This is a genomic window from uncultured Lutibacter sp. (genome assembly GCF_947493565.1).
Classification (GTDB): Bacteria; Bacteroidota; Bacteroidia; order Flavobacteriales; family Flavobacteriaceae; genus Lutibacter; species Lutibacter aestuarii.
The window spans coordinates 19082-37108 of the sequence record NZ_CANLRG010000010.1 but is presented as its reverse complement, the minus strand read 5'-3'; the positions used below and the strand labels follow the sequence as shown (position 1 = coordinate 37108).

Sequence of the window (18027 nt, the reverse complement as noted above, 5' to 3'; positions counted from 1 at the left end):
ATTATGGGTTGTTTAAGAGTATTACTTTGTATTATTTTCCCTCCTCTAGCAGTAGTTGACAAAGGTTGTGGCTCTGTTGTTATTGTTTTTATTTTAACATGTTTAGGATGGATCCCTGGCGTTATTGCCGCCCTAATTATTAATAACAATCCAAATAATTAATGCAAAAAGTTATATTACAAGATTTAGGTTTAAAAGATTATAAAGAAACTTGGGACTATCAAGAAAAGCTTTTTCAAGGTATAATTGATTTAAAAATTGACAATAGGAGAAACGATACCAACCATAAAACTCCTAATTACTTTTTATTTGTGGAACACCCACATGTGTACACGCTAGGTAAGAGCGGCGATATGAGTAACTTGTTATTAAACGAAGAGCAACTTAGTAAAAAAGGAGCTACATTTTATAAAATTAATCGTGGTGGAGACATTACTTATCATGGCCCTGGACAAATTGTGGGCTACCCTATTTTAGATTTAGATAATTTTTTTACTGATATCCATAAATACCTGCGTTTTTTAGAAGAAGTTATTATTAAAACCTTAGCTGAATACGGTATTCAAAGTGAGCGAAGTGAAGGAGAAACTGGGGTTTGGTTAGACGTTGGAACGCCATTTGCTCGTAAAATTTGTGCAATGGGAGTTAGAACTAGTCGTTGGGTTACAATGCACGGTTTTGCATTAAATGTAAACACTAATTTGGGGTATTTTGACAATATAATTCCGTGTGGAATTAAAGGAAAAGCTGTTACTTCTATTGAGGCAGAATTGAATAAAAAATTACCTTTAGAAGAAGTGAAAACAAAAATTTTAAAAAACTTTAAAGAATTATTTGAGGTAGAATTTATTTAATCTTCTTCATTAAAATAAACTTTATAAAATTTCATTTTTTTCTCTTCATCATACCCTTTTTCTAAATATTCGCTAGAAGCATCTGGTGCATCAATGTCTAGTTTTATTTGAATATTGGTATCTAATTTTATTTCCGTTTTTATTTTTTGCTTTTGTTTTTTTAAAACAATATCAGAAATTGCAAATTGATTTCTTACCAAAACATCATTTATCTCTTCAAACTTTTTCTTGTAGTCATCAAACAATGCTTTTTGGTTGTCATCTTCTTCAAAAACCTCCTCTTTAAAATCATGAATATTTACATCTTCATTTTCTTTAAAAAAGTCGACTGTTTTAGCTAAGAACTTACTTTTTTCGTGCACTCCAAAATCTTCTTTGATAACTTCATCTGAGAAATCTTTACACATTTCAATGTAATTTTGTGTATGTTGATTGTTATCATCGGCATATTTTACATTCAAAAAATTTTTAATCCAATATTGTGCATCGTAATTATTATTATCTACACTTAAAACAACTCTTCCTTCAGCATCTGAAGAATTGATAATTAAACACCCTTTATCTAGTCTTTTAGTACTAATTCCTTTTTGAACAAAAACATCCAAACTTCCCTTTTCCATAAATGTTTGAAAAAAATCTATTTTATTTTCAATTTTAAAAATACCTAAAGCTTGTGTAACAACATCTTTATACTCAACATCTTCAAAAAGAGCAATAATTACATCTCCTGTTTTAATTTGTGCAGAGTTAGATTGTTCAAATAAATGGTTTACAATATGCTTTGAAATTTCTACAAAAGAACTTTCATCTTTAAAAATTTCAGTAGAATAGTTATTGATTTCATTCAGCTCAATATTAGCATGATGATTAAAACGATAACTTTCTGCAATATTTCCAAAAGGTTTTAATAAAAAAGGTTTCATTAATTCGTAACTTTCTTCATCAAATGTGATAACATCTTCTGAAAAAACATTGGTAGCACTGTTAAATTTGTTACCAACTTTATGAATTATAAATTTTGTTATTGAAGTTCTAGTTCGTTTTATCATTTTTGCATTTTTAAAGTAGGCAAATGTAAAATTTTAATAGCACTTTTAAAGAAATTACAATGCTAATTTTAGCTGCTCTGGCAATAATCTGAATGATTTTCTATGGTATTTTGAAACCCCAAACTCTCTAATTGCGTTACGATGTTCTTTGGTTGGATAGCCTTTATTTTTACCCCAACTATATTGAGGAAATTCGAGATTTATTTTTTGCATAAACTCATCTCTATACGTTTTTGCCAAAACAGAAGCTGCTGCAATACTCATATATTTGGCATCACCTTTAACTACCGTTTGATGAGGTATATTTTTATAAGGCTTAAATTTATTTCCATCAACAATAATATGTTGTGGTAAAGTTGTTAATTTTTCAATGGATTTATGCATTGCTAAAATTGAAGCCTGAAGGATATTTATTTCATCTATCTTTTTTTCATTTATAAATGCTACGCCAAAATCTAAAGCATGTTGCTCAATAAAAGGTCTTAACAATTCGCGTTGTTTTTCTGTTAGCTGTTTTGAGTCGTTTAACAATGGATGTTTAAAATTAGTTGGTAAAATAACTGCTGCTGCAACAACAGGACCAGCCAAACAACCTCTACCAGCTTCATCGGTACCAACCTCAATAGAATTTTTTAAGTAATATTTTTTCAATCCCATACCTTAAAATAAAAAACCAAAATTAATAAAAGTTATCCTTGCAATTTACTATTATTATTTTCGTTCAAATAATTTACCTTTGCTACTTTATGTATGATATGAAAAAATTATTTTTAATACTATTATTAGGGCTTTCTTTTTTGAGTGTTTCAGCACAAATAGTTAGACCTGACAAGAACAATGGTTTATTTAAAAGTGACAGCACTAAATTTAAAGATGAAGTTAAAATTAAATTGAGTGGAGAAACGTCTTATAAAGATTATAAGATTTTTAACATTAACAATGATACAACTGTTGTTGATACTACATTAACCTTAAATAAAGATTTTAAATTTAATTACTTACGTAAAGATAATTTTGAATTATTACCATTTCACAATCAAGGACAAACCTATAATAAATTGGGTTATAATTTTCAAAACAATTCTATTTTTCCTCAAATTGGAATGAATGCCAAACAATTTAATTATTATAAGGCTGAAGATATTAAATACTATTATGTACCTACACCAACTACTGAATTAATGTACCGTACGGGTTTAGAACAAGGACAAGTTTTAGACGCTTTAATTACCATGAATACTTCTCGGCAATTGAATTTTTCTTTAGCTTACAAAGGTTTAAGATCTTTAGGAAAATATAGAAACACTCTAGCAAGTCATGGAAATTTTAGAGCTACATTTAATTACCATTCTATCCATAAAAACTATTATTTAAAAGGTCATTTTTCGTCTCATGACTTATTAAACAATGAAAATGGAGGATTAACAGAAGAATCTATTGATTATTTTGAAAATAACGATCCAAATTATATTGATAGAGGAAGGCTTGAAGTTAACTTTACCGAAGGTGAAAATTTATTTGAGGGTAAACGCTATTTTATTGATCAATCTTTGATCATCGTTTCAAATCAAGAAAAACCCAAGAAAAAGAAAAGAAAAAAGAAAGGCGAAAAATCTGAAATAGAAGGTTTAAAAATTGATTCATTAGCAACCATAGATTCTACTTTAGTAGCTAAACCATCAATTGAAAAAGATTCAATTATTGCAAGTAAAGAAATTTTAAAAACAGAAGCTTTAGTTAAAAAAGATACGTTAACAAATATTATTATAGCTCAAACTGATTCGCTAACAAAAACTGAAACCATACAAGATTCAATAAAAATTGTTAAAAAAATTAAAAAACCTCTTTTTAACGTAAAAATTGGACATAGCCTACTGTATGAAACTACACATTATAGGTTTAAACAAGAAACCTCTACTGATTATTTTGGAGATTCCTACACAAACGCTATTATAGACCATACCTCTTATCAAAAAATGAATAATGAATTGTATTTAGAATTAAATACAAGCGCTGTAGGTAAACTAAAAGCCAAGGCAAACTACTTTAATTATAACTACCACTATAATAGTATTTTATATTTTAATGATTATACTATTTCAGATAAATTAAAAGGTAATAGTGTTGCTGTTGGGGCGGAATGGAAAACACATTATGGCAAGTTTCATTTAAATGCAGATGCTACCTCAATAATTTCGGGAGATTTAAACGGAAATTCTATAAAAGCAGCGGTAATGTTTAAAAAAGATAGTGTTTATAATTTTAAAGGATTTGCTGAAATCACTTCAAAAACTCCTCAGCTTAATACACTGTTATATCAAAGTGATTATAAAAATTATAACTGGCAAAATAATTTTAAAAATGAAGAAATTAAAAATGTTGGAGCCGAATTTAAAATTAATAAATACGGAAGCGTTTTTGCAAGTTACAACTTAATTGATAACTACACTTATTTTGATGAAAATTCAAAACCGACACAAGCATCAGAAACCCTTAATTATCTTAAAGTAAAGGTCAATCAATATTTTACATTTAGAAAATTTACCATAGATAACACAGTAATGTACCAAAAAGTTTCAAAAGGAGATTCGTTTTTTAGAGTTCCAGAATTGGTAACTAGAAACACCTTATATTACTCAAATTACTTATTTAAAAAGAAACCTTTATACCTGCAAACAGGAGTTACTTTTAAATATTTCACAGCATTTAAATCAAATGCCTACAATCCGTTAATTAGCGAATTTGTTTTACAAAACGAAACAGAGATAGGTAATTATCCTATATTAGATTTCTTTGTAAATGCTCAAGTGCAAAGAACAAGAATCTTTTTAAAGGTTGAAAACTTAAATGCTAGTTTTACTGGAAGAAATTATTATTCAGCTCCTAATTATCCGTATAGAGATTTAACAGTTCGATTTGGCTTGGTTTGGAACTTCTTTATTTAGTAATTAATTGCTTAATTTTTATTCTGAAAGCAGCAAAAATTAAGGTTGTTATTGGGCTTAACCAATTAAATACTGCATAAAAAGCGTAATCAATCACTGGAACACCTAAAACTCCACTTTGATAAGCTCCACAAGTATTCCAAGGAACTAGAACTGAAGTAACAGTTCCTGAATCTTCTAAGGTTCTACTTAAATTTTCAGGAGCCAAACCTTTATCTTTATAAGCTTTTGCATACATTTTACCAGGTACTACTATTGCTAAATATTGATCTGAAGCTGTTGCATTTAACGTAACACAGCTAAAAACAGTACTTGCAAATAAACCAAATATGGAGTCAAACATATTTAAAATAGCACTACTAATTCTAGCCAAAGCTCCAATGGCATCCATAATACCGCCAAAGACCATAGCACAAATAATTAGCCAAATAGTATTTAACATTCCTCGCATACCACCTGCACTAAATAAATCATTTAATTCAGCACTTGTAGTTTCCACAGCTGAATCCACAGTTATTGCATTCATTACCCCCTTATAACCTGAAATAAACGTTAATGAATCTGCTCCAGCTACTTTAGCAACAATTGAAGGCTGCGCAATTAAAGCCGCAACAGCTCCTAATAGGGTACCAATTAGTAATGCAATTAATGGAGGTGTTTTTTTTACAATTAAAAAAATAACAGCTAAAGGAACTATAAACAACCAAGGACTTATATTAAAAGCCGCATCAATTGCCATTAATTTATCAGAAATATCAGCAGATCCTGTGGTTGTAATATTTAAACCAATAATAATAAAAACTACCAACGTAACTACAATAGATGGAATGGTTGTATACGCCATATATTTGATATGATCGAATAGTTCTGCACCAGCCATAGCAGGTGCTAAATTTGTAGTATCTGAAAGTGGCGACATTTTATCTCCAAAATAGGCTCCTGAAAGTACTGCTCCAGCAGTCATCCCTAAAGATACTCCCAAGGTTTCACCAATACCAATTAATGCAATACCTACCGTTGCTGAAGTTGTCCAAGAACTACCTGTAGCAACAGATATAATTGCACAAATAATAACGCAAGCCGCCAAAAATATGGTTGGATTTAAAATTTGTAAGCCATAGTAAATCATTGTAGGTATAATACCACTTATTAACCAAGTACCTGCTAAAGCACCAACCATAAGTAAAATTAAAATTGCTCCAGTAGTAGATTTTACATTTTCGGCTACTTCCTCTATCATTCGTTTATAAGAAACCTTATTTGCAAATCCTACAATTGCTGCAACTGCAGCTCCTAATAGTAAAACAAACTGATTACTTCCACTTAAAGCATCATCACCATACACAAAAAAAACATTAAAAAATAACATAGATACCAATGCAAAAATTGGAATTAATGCTTCCCAAATATTTAACTCTTTATTTTCAATTATTTTTTGTTCGTCAAAATCTATTTCCGTTAAATTATTGGTTTCTTTCATTTGGTTGATTTAAGTTTTATACCTTATTATCTTTATTTTTTCATTTAATATTACTTAAAATAAATAATTGAACTTCGGTATAGTTTTAAGGATTGTAATAATACGTAAAATTAGAAGCTTTTGCAAATGAAAAGCCTAGCTCAAATTTGAGCTAGGCTTTTCATTTGTTTTAGCGTAAAACCTATAGTACGCCAACTTGTTTCATACATTTTCTCATAGCTCTATAAGTACGTTCTATGTCATTATCTAAACCTATAGAAAATCGGATAATTCCATTTGATAATCCCATTTCTTTTTGCTCTTCTTCAGGTATTTCAGAAGAAGTACTAGTTCCTGGTGCGCTAAATAATGTTTTATAAAAACCTAAGCTTACTGCTAAATAGCCTAGGTTATCATGTTGCATAAGCTCCATTAACTCATTTGCTTTTTCTAAAGTGCCAACATCTACAGTCATAATTCCTCCAAAACCATATTCTTTATTATACATTGTTTTAAACAACTCGTGGTCTTTATGACTTTTTAATCCTGGATACACAACTTTCAGTCCATCCTTTTCAAAATATTCTGCTAAATACAATGCGTTTTCACTATGTTTTTTTATTCTTATATGCAGTGTTCTCAAGTTTTTTAGCACACTTGCAGCTCTTAAACTATCCATTACAGGTCCTAATAACATTGCAGCTCCGTCATTTACATTTCGTAAACTATTGATAAACTCTTGTGTGCCACATACCACACCTCCAACAGTATCATTTGTTCCATTTATGAATTTTGTTAAACTATGAACTGTAACATCTGCACCTAATTTTTGTGGGGAAATAATTAGCGGTGAAAATGTATTATCTACCACAAGCAATATATTATGCTTTTTAGCTATTTTAGACAATTCTGAAATATTAGCAACTTCTAATAAAGGATTGCTAATCGCTTCACAGTAAATCATTTTTGTTGACGAGGTAATTGCTGCCTCCACCTTTTCTAAAGAAGTAATATCAACAAAAGATGTTGTTATATTTAACTTTGGAGCAAAGTTTTTAAGAAATGCATATGAACCTCCATAAATAGTTCTACTTGAAACAATATGATCTCCCGCTCCACAAACTTGTAAAAAAACAGAAGTTATAGCACCCATTCCTGAAGCAGCCACATTAGCTGTTTCAGTAAATTCCATCGCTGCCAAAGCTTCGCTTAAATATAAATTACTTGGGCTTGTATGACGCGAATATAAATAACAACCTTCTGCATGACCTTCAAAAGTATCTAACATGGTTTTGGCATGTAAAAAGGTATAGGTTGCTGAATCTGAAATAGAAGGATTTACGCCTCCAAACTCTCCAAAATATTGTAAATCTTGAATATTATTTGCTGGTTTATTGCTCATGATTATTTAATTTATTTTATAAAATTAAAACATACCAACTTAATAAACTGTAAATTATATTAATATTAGTTTAATTTACTATAAAAAATAATGTTTTTAGAAAATATCACTTTTTAAAGTAAATATTTTAATTATTTTTAGCAAAAATTACTGATTATGACCCATTTAGACGACCTAGATAAAAAAATACTAAACTTACTACAACAAAATTCTAAAGCAAATATTAAAGAAATTGCCCTAAAAATTGGATTGACACAAACCCCAACCTACGAACGTATAAAAAGGTTAGAGAAAAATGGTTATATTGAAAAATATGTTGCTATTTTAAATAAAGAAAAAATTGGATTTCATGTAGAAGTATTTTGTCAAGTTACTTTATTGGTACATTCTAAAGATTTAATTACAAAATTTGAACTTGCCATTCATAAAATTGATGAAGTAGTTGAATGTTTTCATGTAGCTGGAAATTATGATTATTTATTAAAAATAATAGTGAAAGATATGAATACGTATCAAAACTTTTTAAAAAATAAGCTTTCCGTATTAGACTCTGTGGCTAATGTTCAAAGTACTTTTGTAATGACTTCTACAAAAAAAACGAGTATTTTGAAATTAACATAAAAAAAGTCCAAATTAAAATTTGGACTTTTTTTATGTTCTTCAGATAATTTTATTTTTTTGCAACTATGGTAACTTGCAAGTCAAATTCATCATTTACAAACTTATCTTTAAGATCGTTAAAAAAAGTTTTCGATTTATATTTAACATTAAATTCCGCTCTATTTATTTGAAATGTTTCACTAGTAATAGTTATTGTTTCGTCTGAATTTGAAATAGTAGCAGGAAATTTAATCTCTTTTGTAATTCCTTTGATAGTCATTTCACCAGTAATCCACGCTTTATTGCTTGTGTCATTTGTTGTAACGTTTGAAATTTTAAATGTTGCTGTAGGAAATGTTTCAACTTCAAAAAAATCAGCTGATTTTAAATGTCCTTCTAACCTAGCACTTCCATCTGCATCTTTAATTGAGGTCATATCTGCTGTAAAAACTCCTTCACTTATAACCCCTCCTGCTTTTATTAAACTTCCAGATTGTAATTTAATTGTTCCTTCATGTGAACCTGTTGGCTTATAACCTTTCCAAGTAATTTTAGAATTCTCAACATCAACATTATATTTTTGAATTGGATTTGTAAATGACATACTTACAAAAGTTACTACCAATAATAAAATCCCTGTTTTTTTCATTTTTTTAGTTTTATTTATAATAATTATTAATAAGCACAATAATACTATATTTTAAAACATTACTACTAAAATAAATCTATTTTAAGGATTTTTTAACGAAATTAAGATTCTTTTTTAAGTACTACTTGCTCTAAATTTTTAGCAATAATCATTTTATAAAACTCTTTCATTTCATCGTAATTCACTACAGGATAGTTTATTGTATTAATTTTAAATTGAGAATTTACATTAATCACATTTCCACTAGTAGAAATATGATATCTATAAGACCCATAGTTATTTGGTAATTTTACATTAATACTCTCAGGAACAGATTCTATAACATAACCCTCAGGAATTGTAATATTAACCAAAGTTTTAGATGATGAGGTTGTTCCAAAATTGATTGGATATTCTCTTTTCTTTAACTTAAACGGAGATGTAGTTGTTGCTTCAAAAAATAATGGTTTAAAAAATATTTTATCACCTACAACATCTATTGAATTTTCGGAATAAAATTTATAAGTTTCCATCACAGGCTTGTAAGTTTCCTTTTTACCAGACAATTCAAAATCGGAAATTTCTAACCCTCCTTTTTTCTCTTCTAATTTCACAACAATATCATCATTATCAATCGCAGCATATTTTTCTCTATAACTTAGTGCTTGATGATTTAAATAATTAGTTCTATTTTGCCCTTCTATAGTACCTTCTTCATCAATTTCAACTTTTAAAACAGTTACAATTCCTGCAGGCTTTACAGGGTTTAAACTTACGGTTTCTGAGCTTCCATCATCTCTAATTAGTCTGCCTTCTCCATTTAAAGTTCTAAAAGGTAAAATGTTTGGAGTGCTATATTGTTCTGTAGCATCTAACAACACTAAACCTTCTGGCAATTCAACAGCTGCTATAACATAGTTAAACCCATCAATTGTTGGGAAAAAAGAAATTCCATGGGCTCTTGTACTTAGTATTACTGGATTAGCTTTTAAACCAGCTTTATTTAGCATAGAAACCAAATTTAAATTAATATCAAAAACATTTCCAACAGCTTCTTTATAAGCTTGTCTTGTCCCATTAAATTTAGTAATCCCATTATATTTATTCCACTTAACTTTTTGTTTAACCAATTCAAAAATTCCTATAATTTTTTCTGAATCCGTTTTAGCAGCGGCTAAAATAACAGCTAAATCGTCAGAATAATGATTACTTTTATATATTTCAGAACCAAAATTATAATTGTTATAAATAGTTTTGGTTACATCTTCCCAAGAATGTGAATAATATTTAATAGGTTGTCTTGGCCAATGCAATTCAGAATATTCGTATTGAATCGCAGTTTTATAGTTTTCAATATTATTTACATAAGCTTCTTCAATTAAAGCTGGCACGTTAGAAACTTCATAAGTTTCCAAATTTGAAAGTAAATCAATTTTTACATTTGAAAAAGTTGCTCTTGAATTAATGTCTCTAACATCTCTTTCTTTTTCAGTAAAGTTTATTGACCTACTTTTTGTTTCAGTTTTTGCAAAAACAGGATAGTATCCTTTGAACTGCTTTTTATAGATAAAATATTCAGGAATTTCAACTGAAGCATTCATTTTTTTAACTGGAATGCCGTATTGAAATTGCACATCATCTATTCTTTTAAAAGGCGAAATTAATTTATACCTCCATTCAATCACACTTCCTTCTTTAATATTGGGCATTGTAAACTTTTGCTGCGACCAATATTTATTAAGCTCTTCATCAAAAACATCTTTTCTATTCAGCTTTGTTTCTACAATTTTATTTTTTTCTAGGTTATAGGTAATGGCTTTTAAACCACTTATTTTTTCTCTTCCGTTAGAAGAATTGTAGTAACTAATTTTATTAGTTGCCCAATCAAAACCTTCTTTATTGTATATTTTTAATCTTAAAAAAACTTGTGTAATCACATTAAACCCTTCATTAGGAACATATTCAAATGAAGTTTTTCTTTCTTTATATAAAATCGCAGCATTCGCTGAAGAGTCTAATGGGTAAACTTTCTCTTGTAATTCTTCTTTTGAAACTTCTCCAAATTTATAATTTTGAGAACTTAAAGTACTTGTTGTAAAAACCACAAAAAGTATCAATAAAACCTTTTTCATAATGTATTATTTAATTAAAACTATTTTTGAATTATCGTGTTTTTTAATATTTTTTCTAAAATCTCTATACAGTTCATAGTCTTCTTTTTCATATTTACCTTCATTTACTTGAAGCTTTCTTTTATACAGATATGTATTGGAATTTATTTTTTTTATGACAACTGAATACATTCCAAATTTTGATTTTACTTCAACATCTTGTGGCAGATATTCTACTTTAAAATTTACTGGAAGTTTAATTACAACCTCATCTATATCAAGAAAACCTCTTGATATTTCTACGGGTAATTTTCTATCTCTCACTCTTTTTGGTATACTTGTATTTTTATTAAAGGCATTGATAGAAATTAACATTTGTTGATTTGTTAGCACTCCATAATTAGCCGCAGAAAATTCTATATCCTCCTCATACCTTGCTTCTTCCTTATTATTATTGACTTCTATTTTTGAAATATTCATATTATTAATATTTGAAAAATATTTTTTCACCAATAAATCTAACTCTTTTTGATGCTCTCCATCATATCTAAATAAATGGTTATTATATTGGGTTCCTGAAGCTTCTATTCTAACTTTTGCCTGAATCTCACCCAACTCATTGATTTCAAATGCTCCTTTTGTGAATTGTAAATTATCTTTTGTACTGTATTTTTTTGTTCTTTTTAATACACCACCTTCTGGTTTCACAACAATAACATCTCTATCATCTGTAAAATTAGCGATATAGCCAAAGGGTACTTTTTGATTTGTACACTCTAACCAAATATCATTACCTTCGTTAGGTATATTCAATATTACATGGTTTCCTTGAATACTTGGTGTTTTAAAATCCATATCCATTTTATCAAACCCACCGTAAAGCTCTGTAAAATAAGACTCTACACCTACAATATCTAATAACGATTTAGTATAATTAGTTAATGCCTTACAATCTCCATAACCCAATTTATCTACATCACTTGCCAACATTGGTCTTAAACCTCCTATACCAACTTGTACACTTATATACCTAGTTTTATCTTGCACATATTGATAAATAAGTTTAGCTTTTTCAATTGGATCTTCTATGCCTTCAACTAACTTTAAAACTTTTTCTTTAGTTGAAGTTGGAACAACACTTACATTTTTATACAAATTATCATATTCCCACTTCCCTAACTCTTTCCAATTTGAAGCTTCTCCTAAAATCCCTTCAACAAAAAATTGATTTGAAACCACTTTAACATTTGGAAACATTTTTCTTAAAGAGGGAATTAATGGTTCGTACCTTATAGGTTTTACATTCTCAATTTTATAAGTAACCAACTCCTTTTCTTTTGCAACTAAAACATTAAAATTTGTAAAATTACTCTCAATAAAATTGATTGTTAAGTTTGCTGAATGCTTAATTTTAAAAGTACTTAATTGTACACCTGTAAAGAAATTATTAATAGGATACCACCTAGGAATAAAGGCTGTATTAAAAGTTTCAATTTCTGTTTCATAAAATATTGTGTAAGGATAAGAAGTTGGAACATGTTCATAATATAGCATTCTACTATCTGCATACAACGTACCTCCATCTACTTGACTCACATCTTTATACTCTTTATTTTTAACTTTTTTTATTTCATTTCCTAAAGCATCAAAAATTAATATTTTAATATCTTTAATTTTTGTATTGGAATCATAATTAACAGTTACATATTTATTTTTATCTCCCAGTTTATTGAATACAGTTACAGCTTTTTTTGTAGTAACAGTCATCTTTCTTTGCGATTCAATATTTATAGAAAAATTCTCAAACCTTATTACAGAATTTGCATCTTTTTTAAGACTCGATGGTATTTCAGAAATGTTAAAATTATATTCTTGTGAATAGATAAAGTTGGTAAAAAGTAGTATAAAGAATGGGGCTATTCTTAGGTTCTTCATAGCATTAAATTTTTATAAAAAAACAAAAAAAAATCAAATTAAAGCCTGATAAATCTCATTTTTATTATTCTTTTATTTTTGAATCAATAATAATAGTTACAGGACCATCATTTATTAAAGAAACTTTCATATCTGCACCAAATTTACCCGTCCCTACTTTTTTCCCAAATTCAAGTTCAAATTTAGAAATGAATTCTTCATATAATGGGATCGCAATATCTGGCTTTGCCGCTTTAATATACGAAGGTCTATTTCCTTTTTTGGTGCTTGCTTGCAACGTAAATTGGCTAACCAATATGGCCTCTCCATCAACATCTTTTAAAGACTTATTCATTACACCGTTTTCATCATTAAAAATACGGAGGTTTGTAATTTTTTTTGTTAACCAATTAATATCCTCCTGAGTATCTTCTTCAATTATACCAATTAAAATAAGGAGACCTTTTTCAATTTTACTAACAGCTTCTCCATCAATTGTTACTGAAGCTTCTAAAACTCTTTGTATAACTGCTTTCATTTATTAACTATAAATATCTGTTCTATAATTTTCTTCATCTCCTTCAACCATTTGCAAATAACTATTGTATCTAGAACCGCTAATTTCACCTGTTTCTAATGCCGCTTTGATTGCGCATTTTGGTTCGTTAATATGCAAGCAATTGTTAAATTTACATTTAGATTTCAGCTTAAAAAATTCAGGAAAATAGTCGGTAATTTCTTCAGGTTTAAAATCTACCACTCCAAAACCTTTTATACCTGGAGTGTCAATTATAAATCCTCCAAAACTTAGCTGAAACATTTCTGCAAAAGTTGTGGTGTGCATTCCTTGTTTATGCTGCTTTGAAATTTGAGCTGTTTTTAAATCTAAAGAAGGCTCAATGGCATTTATTAAGGTAGATTTTCCAACACCAGAATGCCCTGAGAACATTGTTGTTTTACCTTTCATTAATTCTTTTACCTTATCGATATTAATGTTTTTAGTTGAAGATATTGGAATGCAAGCATAACCAATATCTGAATAAATAGCGTCTAACATTGCTAGTTTTTCTAGCTCTTCGTCATTATAAATATCCAATTTATTAAACAATAAAACCACTGGAATATTGTATGCTTCAGCAGTTGCCAAAAAACGATCTATAAACCCTGTAAAAGTTGGTGGATTATCTATAGTAACTAACAAAAAAGCAATATCTATATTTGCTGCAATGATATGTACTTGTTTGGAAAGATTTACAGATTTACGAATGATGTAATTTTTCCGATCAAAAATTTCATTAATTACTCCTGTTTCTTTTCCTTCTTCAAACTCAAAATTTACATGGTCTCCAACCGCCACAGGATTGGTGCTTTTAATCCCTTTAATTCTAAACTTTCCTTTTAATCTACAATCAATTATACTTCCACCATCAGTAAAAACAGTATACCAACTTCCGGTAGATTTTGTAACAATTCCATTCATAGTTACAAATATACTTGAAAGTATTTATTTTTATTTTGAAATAAGAATTTAAATAACAACTATTCTAAGTATGCTTTTAAAATATGGCATCTGTTTAGATTTTTAAGTCTTCTAATGGATTTTTCTTTGATTTGACGAACTCGTTCACGAGTCAATTTTAAGGTTATTCCAATTTCATCAAGTGTCATAGCTCTTTCTCCTCCTAAACCAAAATACAACCTTACAATTGAAGCTTCTCTTGGTTTTAGGGTTTTTAAAATTCGTTTGATTTCAACCTTTAAAGACTCATGTAATAATGCCTTATCAGGATTGGGATATTTTCCAATAATTAAAACATCATATAAATTATGAAATTCACCTTCAATTAAAGGTGCGTCTAGTGACAAATGACGTTTTGAGTGCTTTAATGATTTTTTTACTTCTTTTAACGAAATATTTAATTGTTCAGAAATTTCATCTAAAGAGGCTTGCCGTTGATGCTTTTGTTCTAATATTGCAACTGTTTTATTAATTTTATTTAACGAACCTATTTTGTTTAATGGCAGTCTTATAATCCTAGATTGTTCTGCCAAAGCTTGTAAAATTGATTGACGTATCCACCAAACCGCATAAGAAATAAATTTAAACCCACGTGTTTCATCAAATCTTTTAGCTGCTTTTAACAGCCCTAAATTACCTTCATTAATAAGGTCTGGAAGTGTTAAACCTTGATTTTGGTATTGTTTTGCAACCGAAACTACAAAACGTAAATTAGCTTTTACTAATTGATCTACAGCTTTATTATCTCCTAATTTAATTTTTTGCGCTAGTTTCACCTCCTCTTCAGGAGAAATCAAATTTATTTTTGCTATTTCTTGTAAATATTTATCTAATGAGGCAGCCTCTCTAGTTGTAAGCTGTTTCATTATTTTTAGCTGTCTCATAAAATCATAAATTTAGTTGATTTAAAATCTGTTGAAACCAAAAGTTAATATGGGAAAATCAAAATATTAACACAAAAGAAAGGTAATAAGTTCTATAACACAATGAGATTCCTCAATTAAATGATTGATTATAATCAGCTTAAAATCAAACAAAAAGCTTTTTATTTTATCAATAGAAAAAATCTAAAATCAACAATTATTAAGAAAGGTTTAAACTGGGAATTTTACTAAGTTTAAAATTTTACTATATTTAGTAACAAAAATACTTTATTTATAAAAACTCTTAAAAATTACTTGAAAGAGTTCGTTGTACCTAAAAGTATTTACTACTAACTAAATATTTAATATTATGAAACCATTTAAAAATTACAAGAACGCTTATAACTTTGTTATTTTGTCAATTTTCATTTTACCTGTTTTTTTGTTAATTTATTCCTGTAAAACTGACAAAAAACAATCTGAAACGAATATTGAAAAAGAAAAAATTGAAAAAGAAAAAGTAGTAGAAATTTTAACTGAAAATATGGATTTTCAAATGCCAGATACAATTTCTTCTGGCTGGAATACATTTCGTTATAAAAATTCATCTCCTCAAACACACTTTTTTCTTATTGATAAATATCCTGAAGGGAAGACTTCAGAAGATGCTGAAAATTTTATAGCACCTGTATTTGATAATGCTATGAAACTAATAATGGAAGGAAAAACAGAAGAAGGTTATGCTGAGTTTTCAAAACTTCCAGAATGGTTTAATGATGTTATATTTGTTGGTGGATCTGGTCTATTATCACCAAATCAAGTGAGTATTACCAATTTAAATTTAAAGCAAGGCAAATACATTATTGAATGTTATGTAAAAATGGAAAATGGTGTATTTCATACCTCAATGGGTATGACTAAAGATCTTGTTGTAACAAATAATGATTCTGGTTATAAAGAACCTAAAGCTGACATTTCAATTAATATTTCTAGTACAGATGGAATAGTTATTAACGACACCATTAGTTCGGGTAAACATACTTTTTCAGTTTACTTTAAAGATCAAATTGTACATGAAAATTTTGTAGGACATGATATACATCTTGTAAAATTAGAAGAAAACGCAGATATAGATAAGTTAGAGCATTGGATGAATTGGGCTAATCCAGAAGGCTTAATAGAACCTGCCCCATCTCATATTACTTTTTTAGGAGGCGTTAATGATATGCCCGCTGGTAGTATAGGCTATTTTACAGCTACTCTAGAAAAAGGAAAATATGCTCTTATTTCAGAAGTTCCAAATGCTTTAAGTAAAAATATGCTTCAAACCTTTGTAATTTCAGAATAGACATTTGATAATGCTGCAATTTTGAAATATGAGTATACCTTAAAATGATTTTATTTTAAGGTATATTCTTTTTATCTTTAAATTGAAAGACATTAAAAGGAAGTGACTCTCCTTCTATTTTTAACACTACAATACCATGAGAAGGCACTTCCATTTTAATTTGTTCTTTTATTGATCTTGAATATTCTTTTTTTGTCCATAAATCTTTTGTTAAATATCCTTTTGAAGCATCAATTCCTATCGAATTTAAATTAAAAGAAATAGTATCCATTGTATTAGATCTATTTAATAAGCCAACAGCAACATGACCGCTAACTGTAGAAATTAGTGGTTTAGCCCAAACTTCTAATTCACCATAATCAATAATTCTCCTTGCTTGATAAACAAATGAGCTTTGATTAAGCGCAATAATTTCTTCGTTTGTAATTATTTTAATAGTTTTTTCAGACATTTGAGTTAAATCATTTCCCAACAATAAAGGAGAATGCATTAAACACCACATAGAAAAATGAGCTTTATCTTCTTCATAAGTCATCCCTCTACCAATTTGTAACATATCCATATCATTATAATGTCCTTTCGAACTATACATCCACAAATCAGCATTTAAATCAATTATATTTAAAATTGATTCAAAATTATTATCAATATCACCTGAAATTCTCCAAGAATCAGCTATTTGAGACACCCATTTACCTGGAAATTTCCACCTACATATATTATAAATAGCATTTGGTTTTATTGATTTTATAATGTTCCCTATTTCTGTATATCTACTTTGTTCATCAAGTCCTAACCAATCACCACCACACCAATCTATCTTTATAAAATCATAATTCCATTCTTTTAAATATAAATTTAAATCTTGCTTATCATGTCCATAAAGTCCCATACCAACACCAATAGTATCTTTATCCCAGTATGAAGCACAAGTGTTTATACCTGCATCAGAATAGATACCTGCTTTTAACCCTTTTGATTTAATATAACTCGCAAGTGATTTCATCCCATTTGGAAATCTTTTCTTATGGGCTAATACATTTCCATTTTTGTCTCTACCTCCAAAAAACCCATCATCAATATTAATATAAGTATATCCAATATCCTTAAGTCCAGATGTTACCATGGCATCTGCTTGAGATTTTATGATATCTTCACTAATATTTACCCTATAATTATTCCAACTTGCCCATCCCATTATAGGGCTTTCTGAAGGATGATTTTTATTTTCTATTTCTAAATCATTTTCCGAATTAGATTGTTGTTTGTTATTTTTTGTTTCACAAGCAATTAATAAAAAAAATAATAAGATGATAAAATACTTATTCTTCATGT

General features: G+C 28.5%; 16 protein-coding genes. 5 read left to right on the top strand and 11 right to left on the bottom strand.

Annotation, left to right across the window (positions count from 1 at the left end):
• Positions 1 to 3: 3 nt before the first annotated feature.
• Both Q0714_RS12555 and lipB read left to right on the top strand, forming a co-directional pair.
• Positions 4 to 162, top strand: a complete 159-nt coding sequence (locus Q0714_RS12555) for a YqaE/Pmp3 family membrane protein (protein WP_298265580.1) — start codon at positions 4 to 6, stop codon at positions 160 to 162.
• Positions 162 to 854 (top strand): lipoyl(octanoyl) transferase LipB, encoded by a 693-nt coding sequence (lipB, locus tag Q0714_RS12550; protein ID WP_298265578.1) that lies wholly within the window; start codon positions 162 to 164, stop codon positions 852 to 854. The genes Q0714_RS12555 and lipB overlap by 1 nt, the downstream gene beginning before the upstream one ends.
• Here the strand turns inward: lipB and Q0714_RS12545 are convergent.
• Positions 851 to 1903 carry a nucleoid-associated protein gene (locus Q0714_RS12545; RefSeq protein ID WP_298265576.1) on the bottom strand — a complete coding sequence of 351 codons (1053 nt, stop codon included), beginning with the start codon at positions 1901 to 1903 and terminating at the stop codon, positions 851 to 853. The two genes, lipB and Q0714_RS12545, sit on opposite strands and share 4 nt — an antisense overlap.
• 54 nt (positions 1904 to 1957) lie before the next feature.
• Positions 1958 to 2560, bottom strand: coding sequence for a ribonuclease HII (locus Q0714_RS12540; RefSeq protein ID WP_298265574.1), 603 nt, complete (start codon positions 2558 to 2560; stop codon positions 1958 to 1960).
• Positions 2561 to 2658: 98 nt separating this feature from the next.
• Here Q0714_RS12540 and Q0714_RS12535 point away from each other — a divergent pair, with 98 nt between their 5' ends.
• The gene (locus tag Q0714_RS12535) at positions 2659 to 4848 is read left to right on the top strand and encodes a putative porin (RefSeq protein WP_298265572.1); all 2190 of its coding nucleotides are present in this window, start codon (positions 2659 to 2661) and stop codon (positions 4846 to 4848) included.
• Here Q0714_RS12535 and nhaC read toward each other — a convergent pair.
• Positions 4841 to 6328: a Na+/H+ antiporter NhaC gene (gene nhaC, locus Q0714_RS12530; protein WP_298265570.1), complete on the bottom strand. Its 1488-nt coding sequence runs from the start codon at positions 6326 to 6328 to the stop codon at positions 4841 to 4843. The two genes, Q0714_RS12535 and nhaC, sit on opposite strands and share 8 nt — an antisense overlap.
• 181 nt (positions 6329 to 6509) lie before the next feature.
• Positions 6510 to 7709: an aminotransferase class I/II-fold pyridoxal phosphate-dependent enzyme gene (locus Q0714_RS12525; RefSeq protein ID WP_298265568.1), complete on the bottom strand. Its 1200-nt coding sequence runs from the start codon at positions 7707 to 7709 to the stop codon at positions 6510 to 6512.
• A 156-nt stretch (positions 7710 to 7865) separates the two neighbouring features.
• On the opposite strand from Q0714_RS12525, the gene Q0714_RS12520 reads away from it, so the two are divergent.
• The gene (locus Q0714_RS12520; protein WP_298265566.1) at positions 7866 to 8330 is read left to right on the top strand and encodes an Lrp/AsnC family transcriptional regulator; all 465 of its coding nucleotides are present in this window, start codon (positions 7866 to 7868) and stop codon (positions 8328 to 8330) included.
• 49 nt (positions 8331 to 8379) lie between these two features.
• On the opposite strand, the gene Q0714_RS12515 is transcribed toward Q0714_RS12520, so the two are convergent.
• The 6 genes from Q0714_RS12515 to Q0714_RS12490 form a co-directional block, all read right to left on the bottom strand.
• Positions 8380 to 8958 carry a YceI family protein gene (locus tag Q0714_RS12515; protein WP_298265564.1) on the bottom strand — a complete coding sequence of 193 codons (579 nt, stop codon included), beginning with the start codon at positions 8956 to 8958 and terminating at the stop codon, positions 8380 to 8382.
• A 101-nt stretch (positions 8959 to 9059) separates the two neighbouring features.
• On the bottom strand, positions 9060 to 11069 hold the full coding sequence (locus Q0714_RS12510) for a transglutaminase (RefSeq protein WP_298265562.1): 2010 nt from the start codon (positions 11067 to 11069) through the stop codon (positions 9060 to 9062).
• Positions 11070 to 11075: 6 nt separating this feature from the next.
• On the bottom strand, positions 11076 to 12983 hold the full coding sequence (locus tag Q0714_RS12505; protein WP_298265560.1) for a DUF3857 domain-containing protein: 1908 nt from the start codon (positions 12981 to 12983) through the stop codon (positions 11076 to 11078).
• Between the two features lie 64 nt (positions 12984 to 13047).
• Positions 13048 to 13500 carry a D-aminoacyl-tRNA deacylase gene (gene dtd / locus Q0714_RS12500; protein ID WP_298265558.1) on the bottom strand — a complete coding sequence of 151 codons (453 nt, stop codon included), beginning with the start codon at positions 13498 to 13500 and terminating at the stop codon, positions 13048 to 13050.
• A gap of 3 nt (positions 13501 to 13503) precedes the next feature.
• Positions 13504 to 14442 carry a ribosome small subunit-dependent GTPase A gene (gene rsgA / locus Q0714_RS12495; RefSeq protein WP_298265556.1) on the bottom strand — a complete coding sequence of 313 codons (939 nt, stop codon included), beginning with the start codon at positions 14440 to 14442 and terminating at the stop codon, positions 13504 to 13506.
• Between the two features lie 59 nt (positions 14443 to 14501).
• The gene (locus Q0714_RS12490; protein ID WP_298265554.1) at positions 14502 to 15365 is read right to left on the bottom strand and encodes an RNA polymerase sigma factor RpoD/SigA; all 864 of its coding nucleotides are present in this window, start codon (positions 15363 to 15365) and stop codon (positions 14502 to 14504) included.
• A gap of 349 nt (positions 15366 to 15714) precedes the next feature.
• Between Q0714_RS12490 and Q0714_RS12485 the strand changes: the two genes are divergently transcribed.
• Complete coding sequence (locus tag Q0714_RS12485) at positions 15715 to 16692, top strand: hypothetical protein (protein ID WP_298265552.1); 978 nt, start codon at positions 15715 to 15717, stop codon at positions 16690 to 16692.
• Positions 16693 to 16747: 55 nt separating this feature from the next.
• Here Q0714_RS12485 and Q0714_RS12480 read toward each other — a convergent pair whose 3' ends face one another.
• A complete protein-coding gene (locus Q0714_RS12480; RefSeq protein WP_298265550.1) occupies positions 16748 to 18025 on the bottom strand; it encodes a glycoside hydrolase family 27 protein in 1278 nt (425 codons plus the stop codon).
• Between the last annotated feature and the right edge of the window lie 2 nt (positions 18026 to 18027).

What these genes read in the sequence shown, in the direction of transcription:
- lipB (WP_298265578.1), top strand. Translation starts at nt 162, where the DNA reads ATGCAAAAAGTTATATTACAAGATTTAGGTTTAAAAGATTATAAAGAA.
- Q0714_RS12480 (WP_298265550.1), bottom strand. Translation starts at nt 18,025, where the DNA reads ATGAAGAATAAGTATTTTATCATCTTATTATTTTTTTTATTAATTGCT.
- Q0714_RS12535 (WP_298265572.1), top strand. Translation starts at nt 2,659, where the DNA reads ATGAAAAAATTATTTTTAATACTATTATTAGGGCTTTCTTTTTTGAGT.
- Q0714_RS12520 (WP_298265566.1), top strand. Translation starts at nt 7,866, where the DNA reads ATGACCCATTTAGACGACCTAGATAAAAAAATACTAAACTTACTACAA.
- nhaC (WP_298265570.1), bottom strand. Translation starts at nt 6,328, where the DNA reads ATGAAAGAAACCAATAATTTAACGGAAATAGATTTTGACGAACAAAAA.
- rsgA (WP_298265556.1), bottom strand. Translation starts at nt 14,442, where the DNA reads ATGAATGGAATTGTTACAAAATCTACCGGAAGTTGGTATACTGTTTTT.
- Q0714_RS12515 (WP_298265564.1), bottom strand. Translation starts at nt 8,958, where the DNA reads ATGAAAAAAACAGGGATTTTATTATTGGTAGTAACTTTTGTAAGTATG.
- Q0714_RS12485 (WP_298265552.1), top strand. Translation starts at nt 15,715, where the DNA reads ATGAAACCATTTAAAAATTACAAGAACGCTTATAACTTTGTTATTTTG.
- Q0714_RS12505 (WP_298265560.1), bottom strand. Translation starts at nt 12,983, where the DNA reads ATGAAGAACCTAAGAATAGCCCCATTCTTTATACTACTTTTTACCAAC.
- dtd (WP_298265558.1), bottom strand. Translation starts at nt 13,500, where the DNA reads ATGAAAGCAGTTATACAAAGAGTTTTAGAAGCTTCAGTAACAATTGAT.
- Q0714_RS12555 (WP_298265580.1), top strand. Translation starts at nt 4, where the DNA reads ATGGGTTGTTTAAGAGTATTACTTTGTATTATTTTCCCTCCTCTAGCA.
- Q0714_RS12545 (WP_298265576.1), bottom strand. Translation starts at nt 1,903, where the DNA reads ATGATAAAACGAACTAGAACTTCAATAACAAAATTTATAATTCATAAA.
- Q0714_RS12490 (WP_298265554.1), bottom strand. Translation starts at nt 15,365, where the DNA reads ATGAGACAGCTAAAAATAATGAAACAGCTTACAACTAGAGAGGCTGCC.
- Q0714_RS12510 (WP_298265562.1), bottom strand. Translation starts at nt 11,069, where the DNA reads ATGAAAAAGGTTTTATTGATACTTTTTGTGGTTTTTACAACAAGTACT.
- Q0714_RS12525 (WP_298265568.1), bottom strand. Translation starts at nt 7,709, where the DNA reads ATGAGCAATAAACCAGCAAATAATATTCAAGATTTACAATATTTTGGA.
- Q0714_RS12540 (WP_298265574.1), bottom strand. Translation starts at nt 2,560, where the DNA reads ATGGGATTGAAAAAATATTACTTAAAAAATTCTATTGAGGTTGGTACC.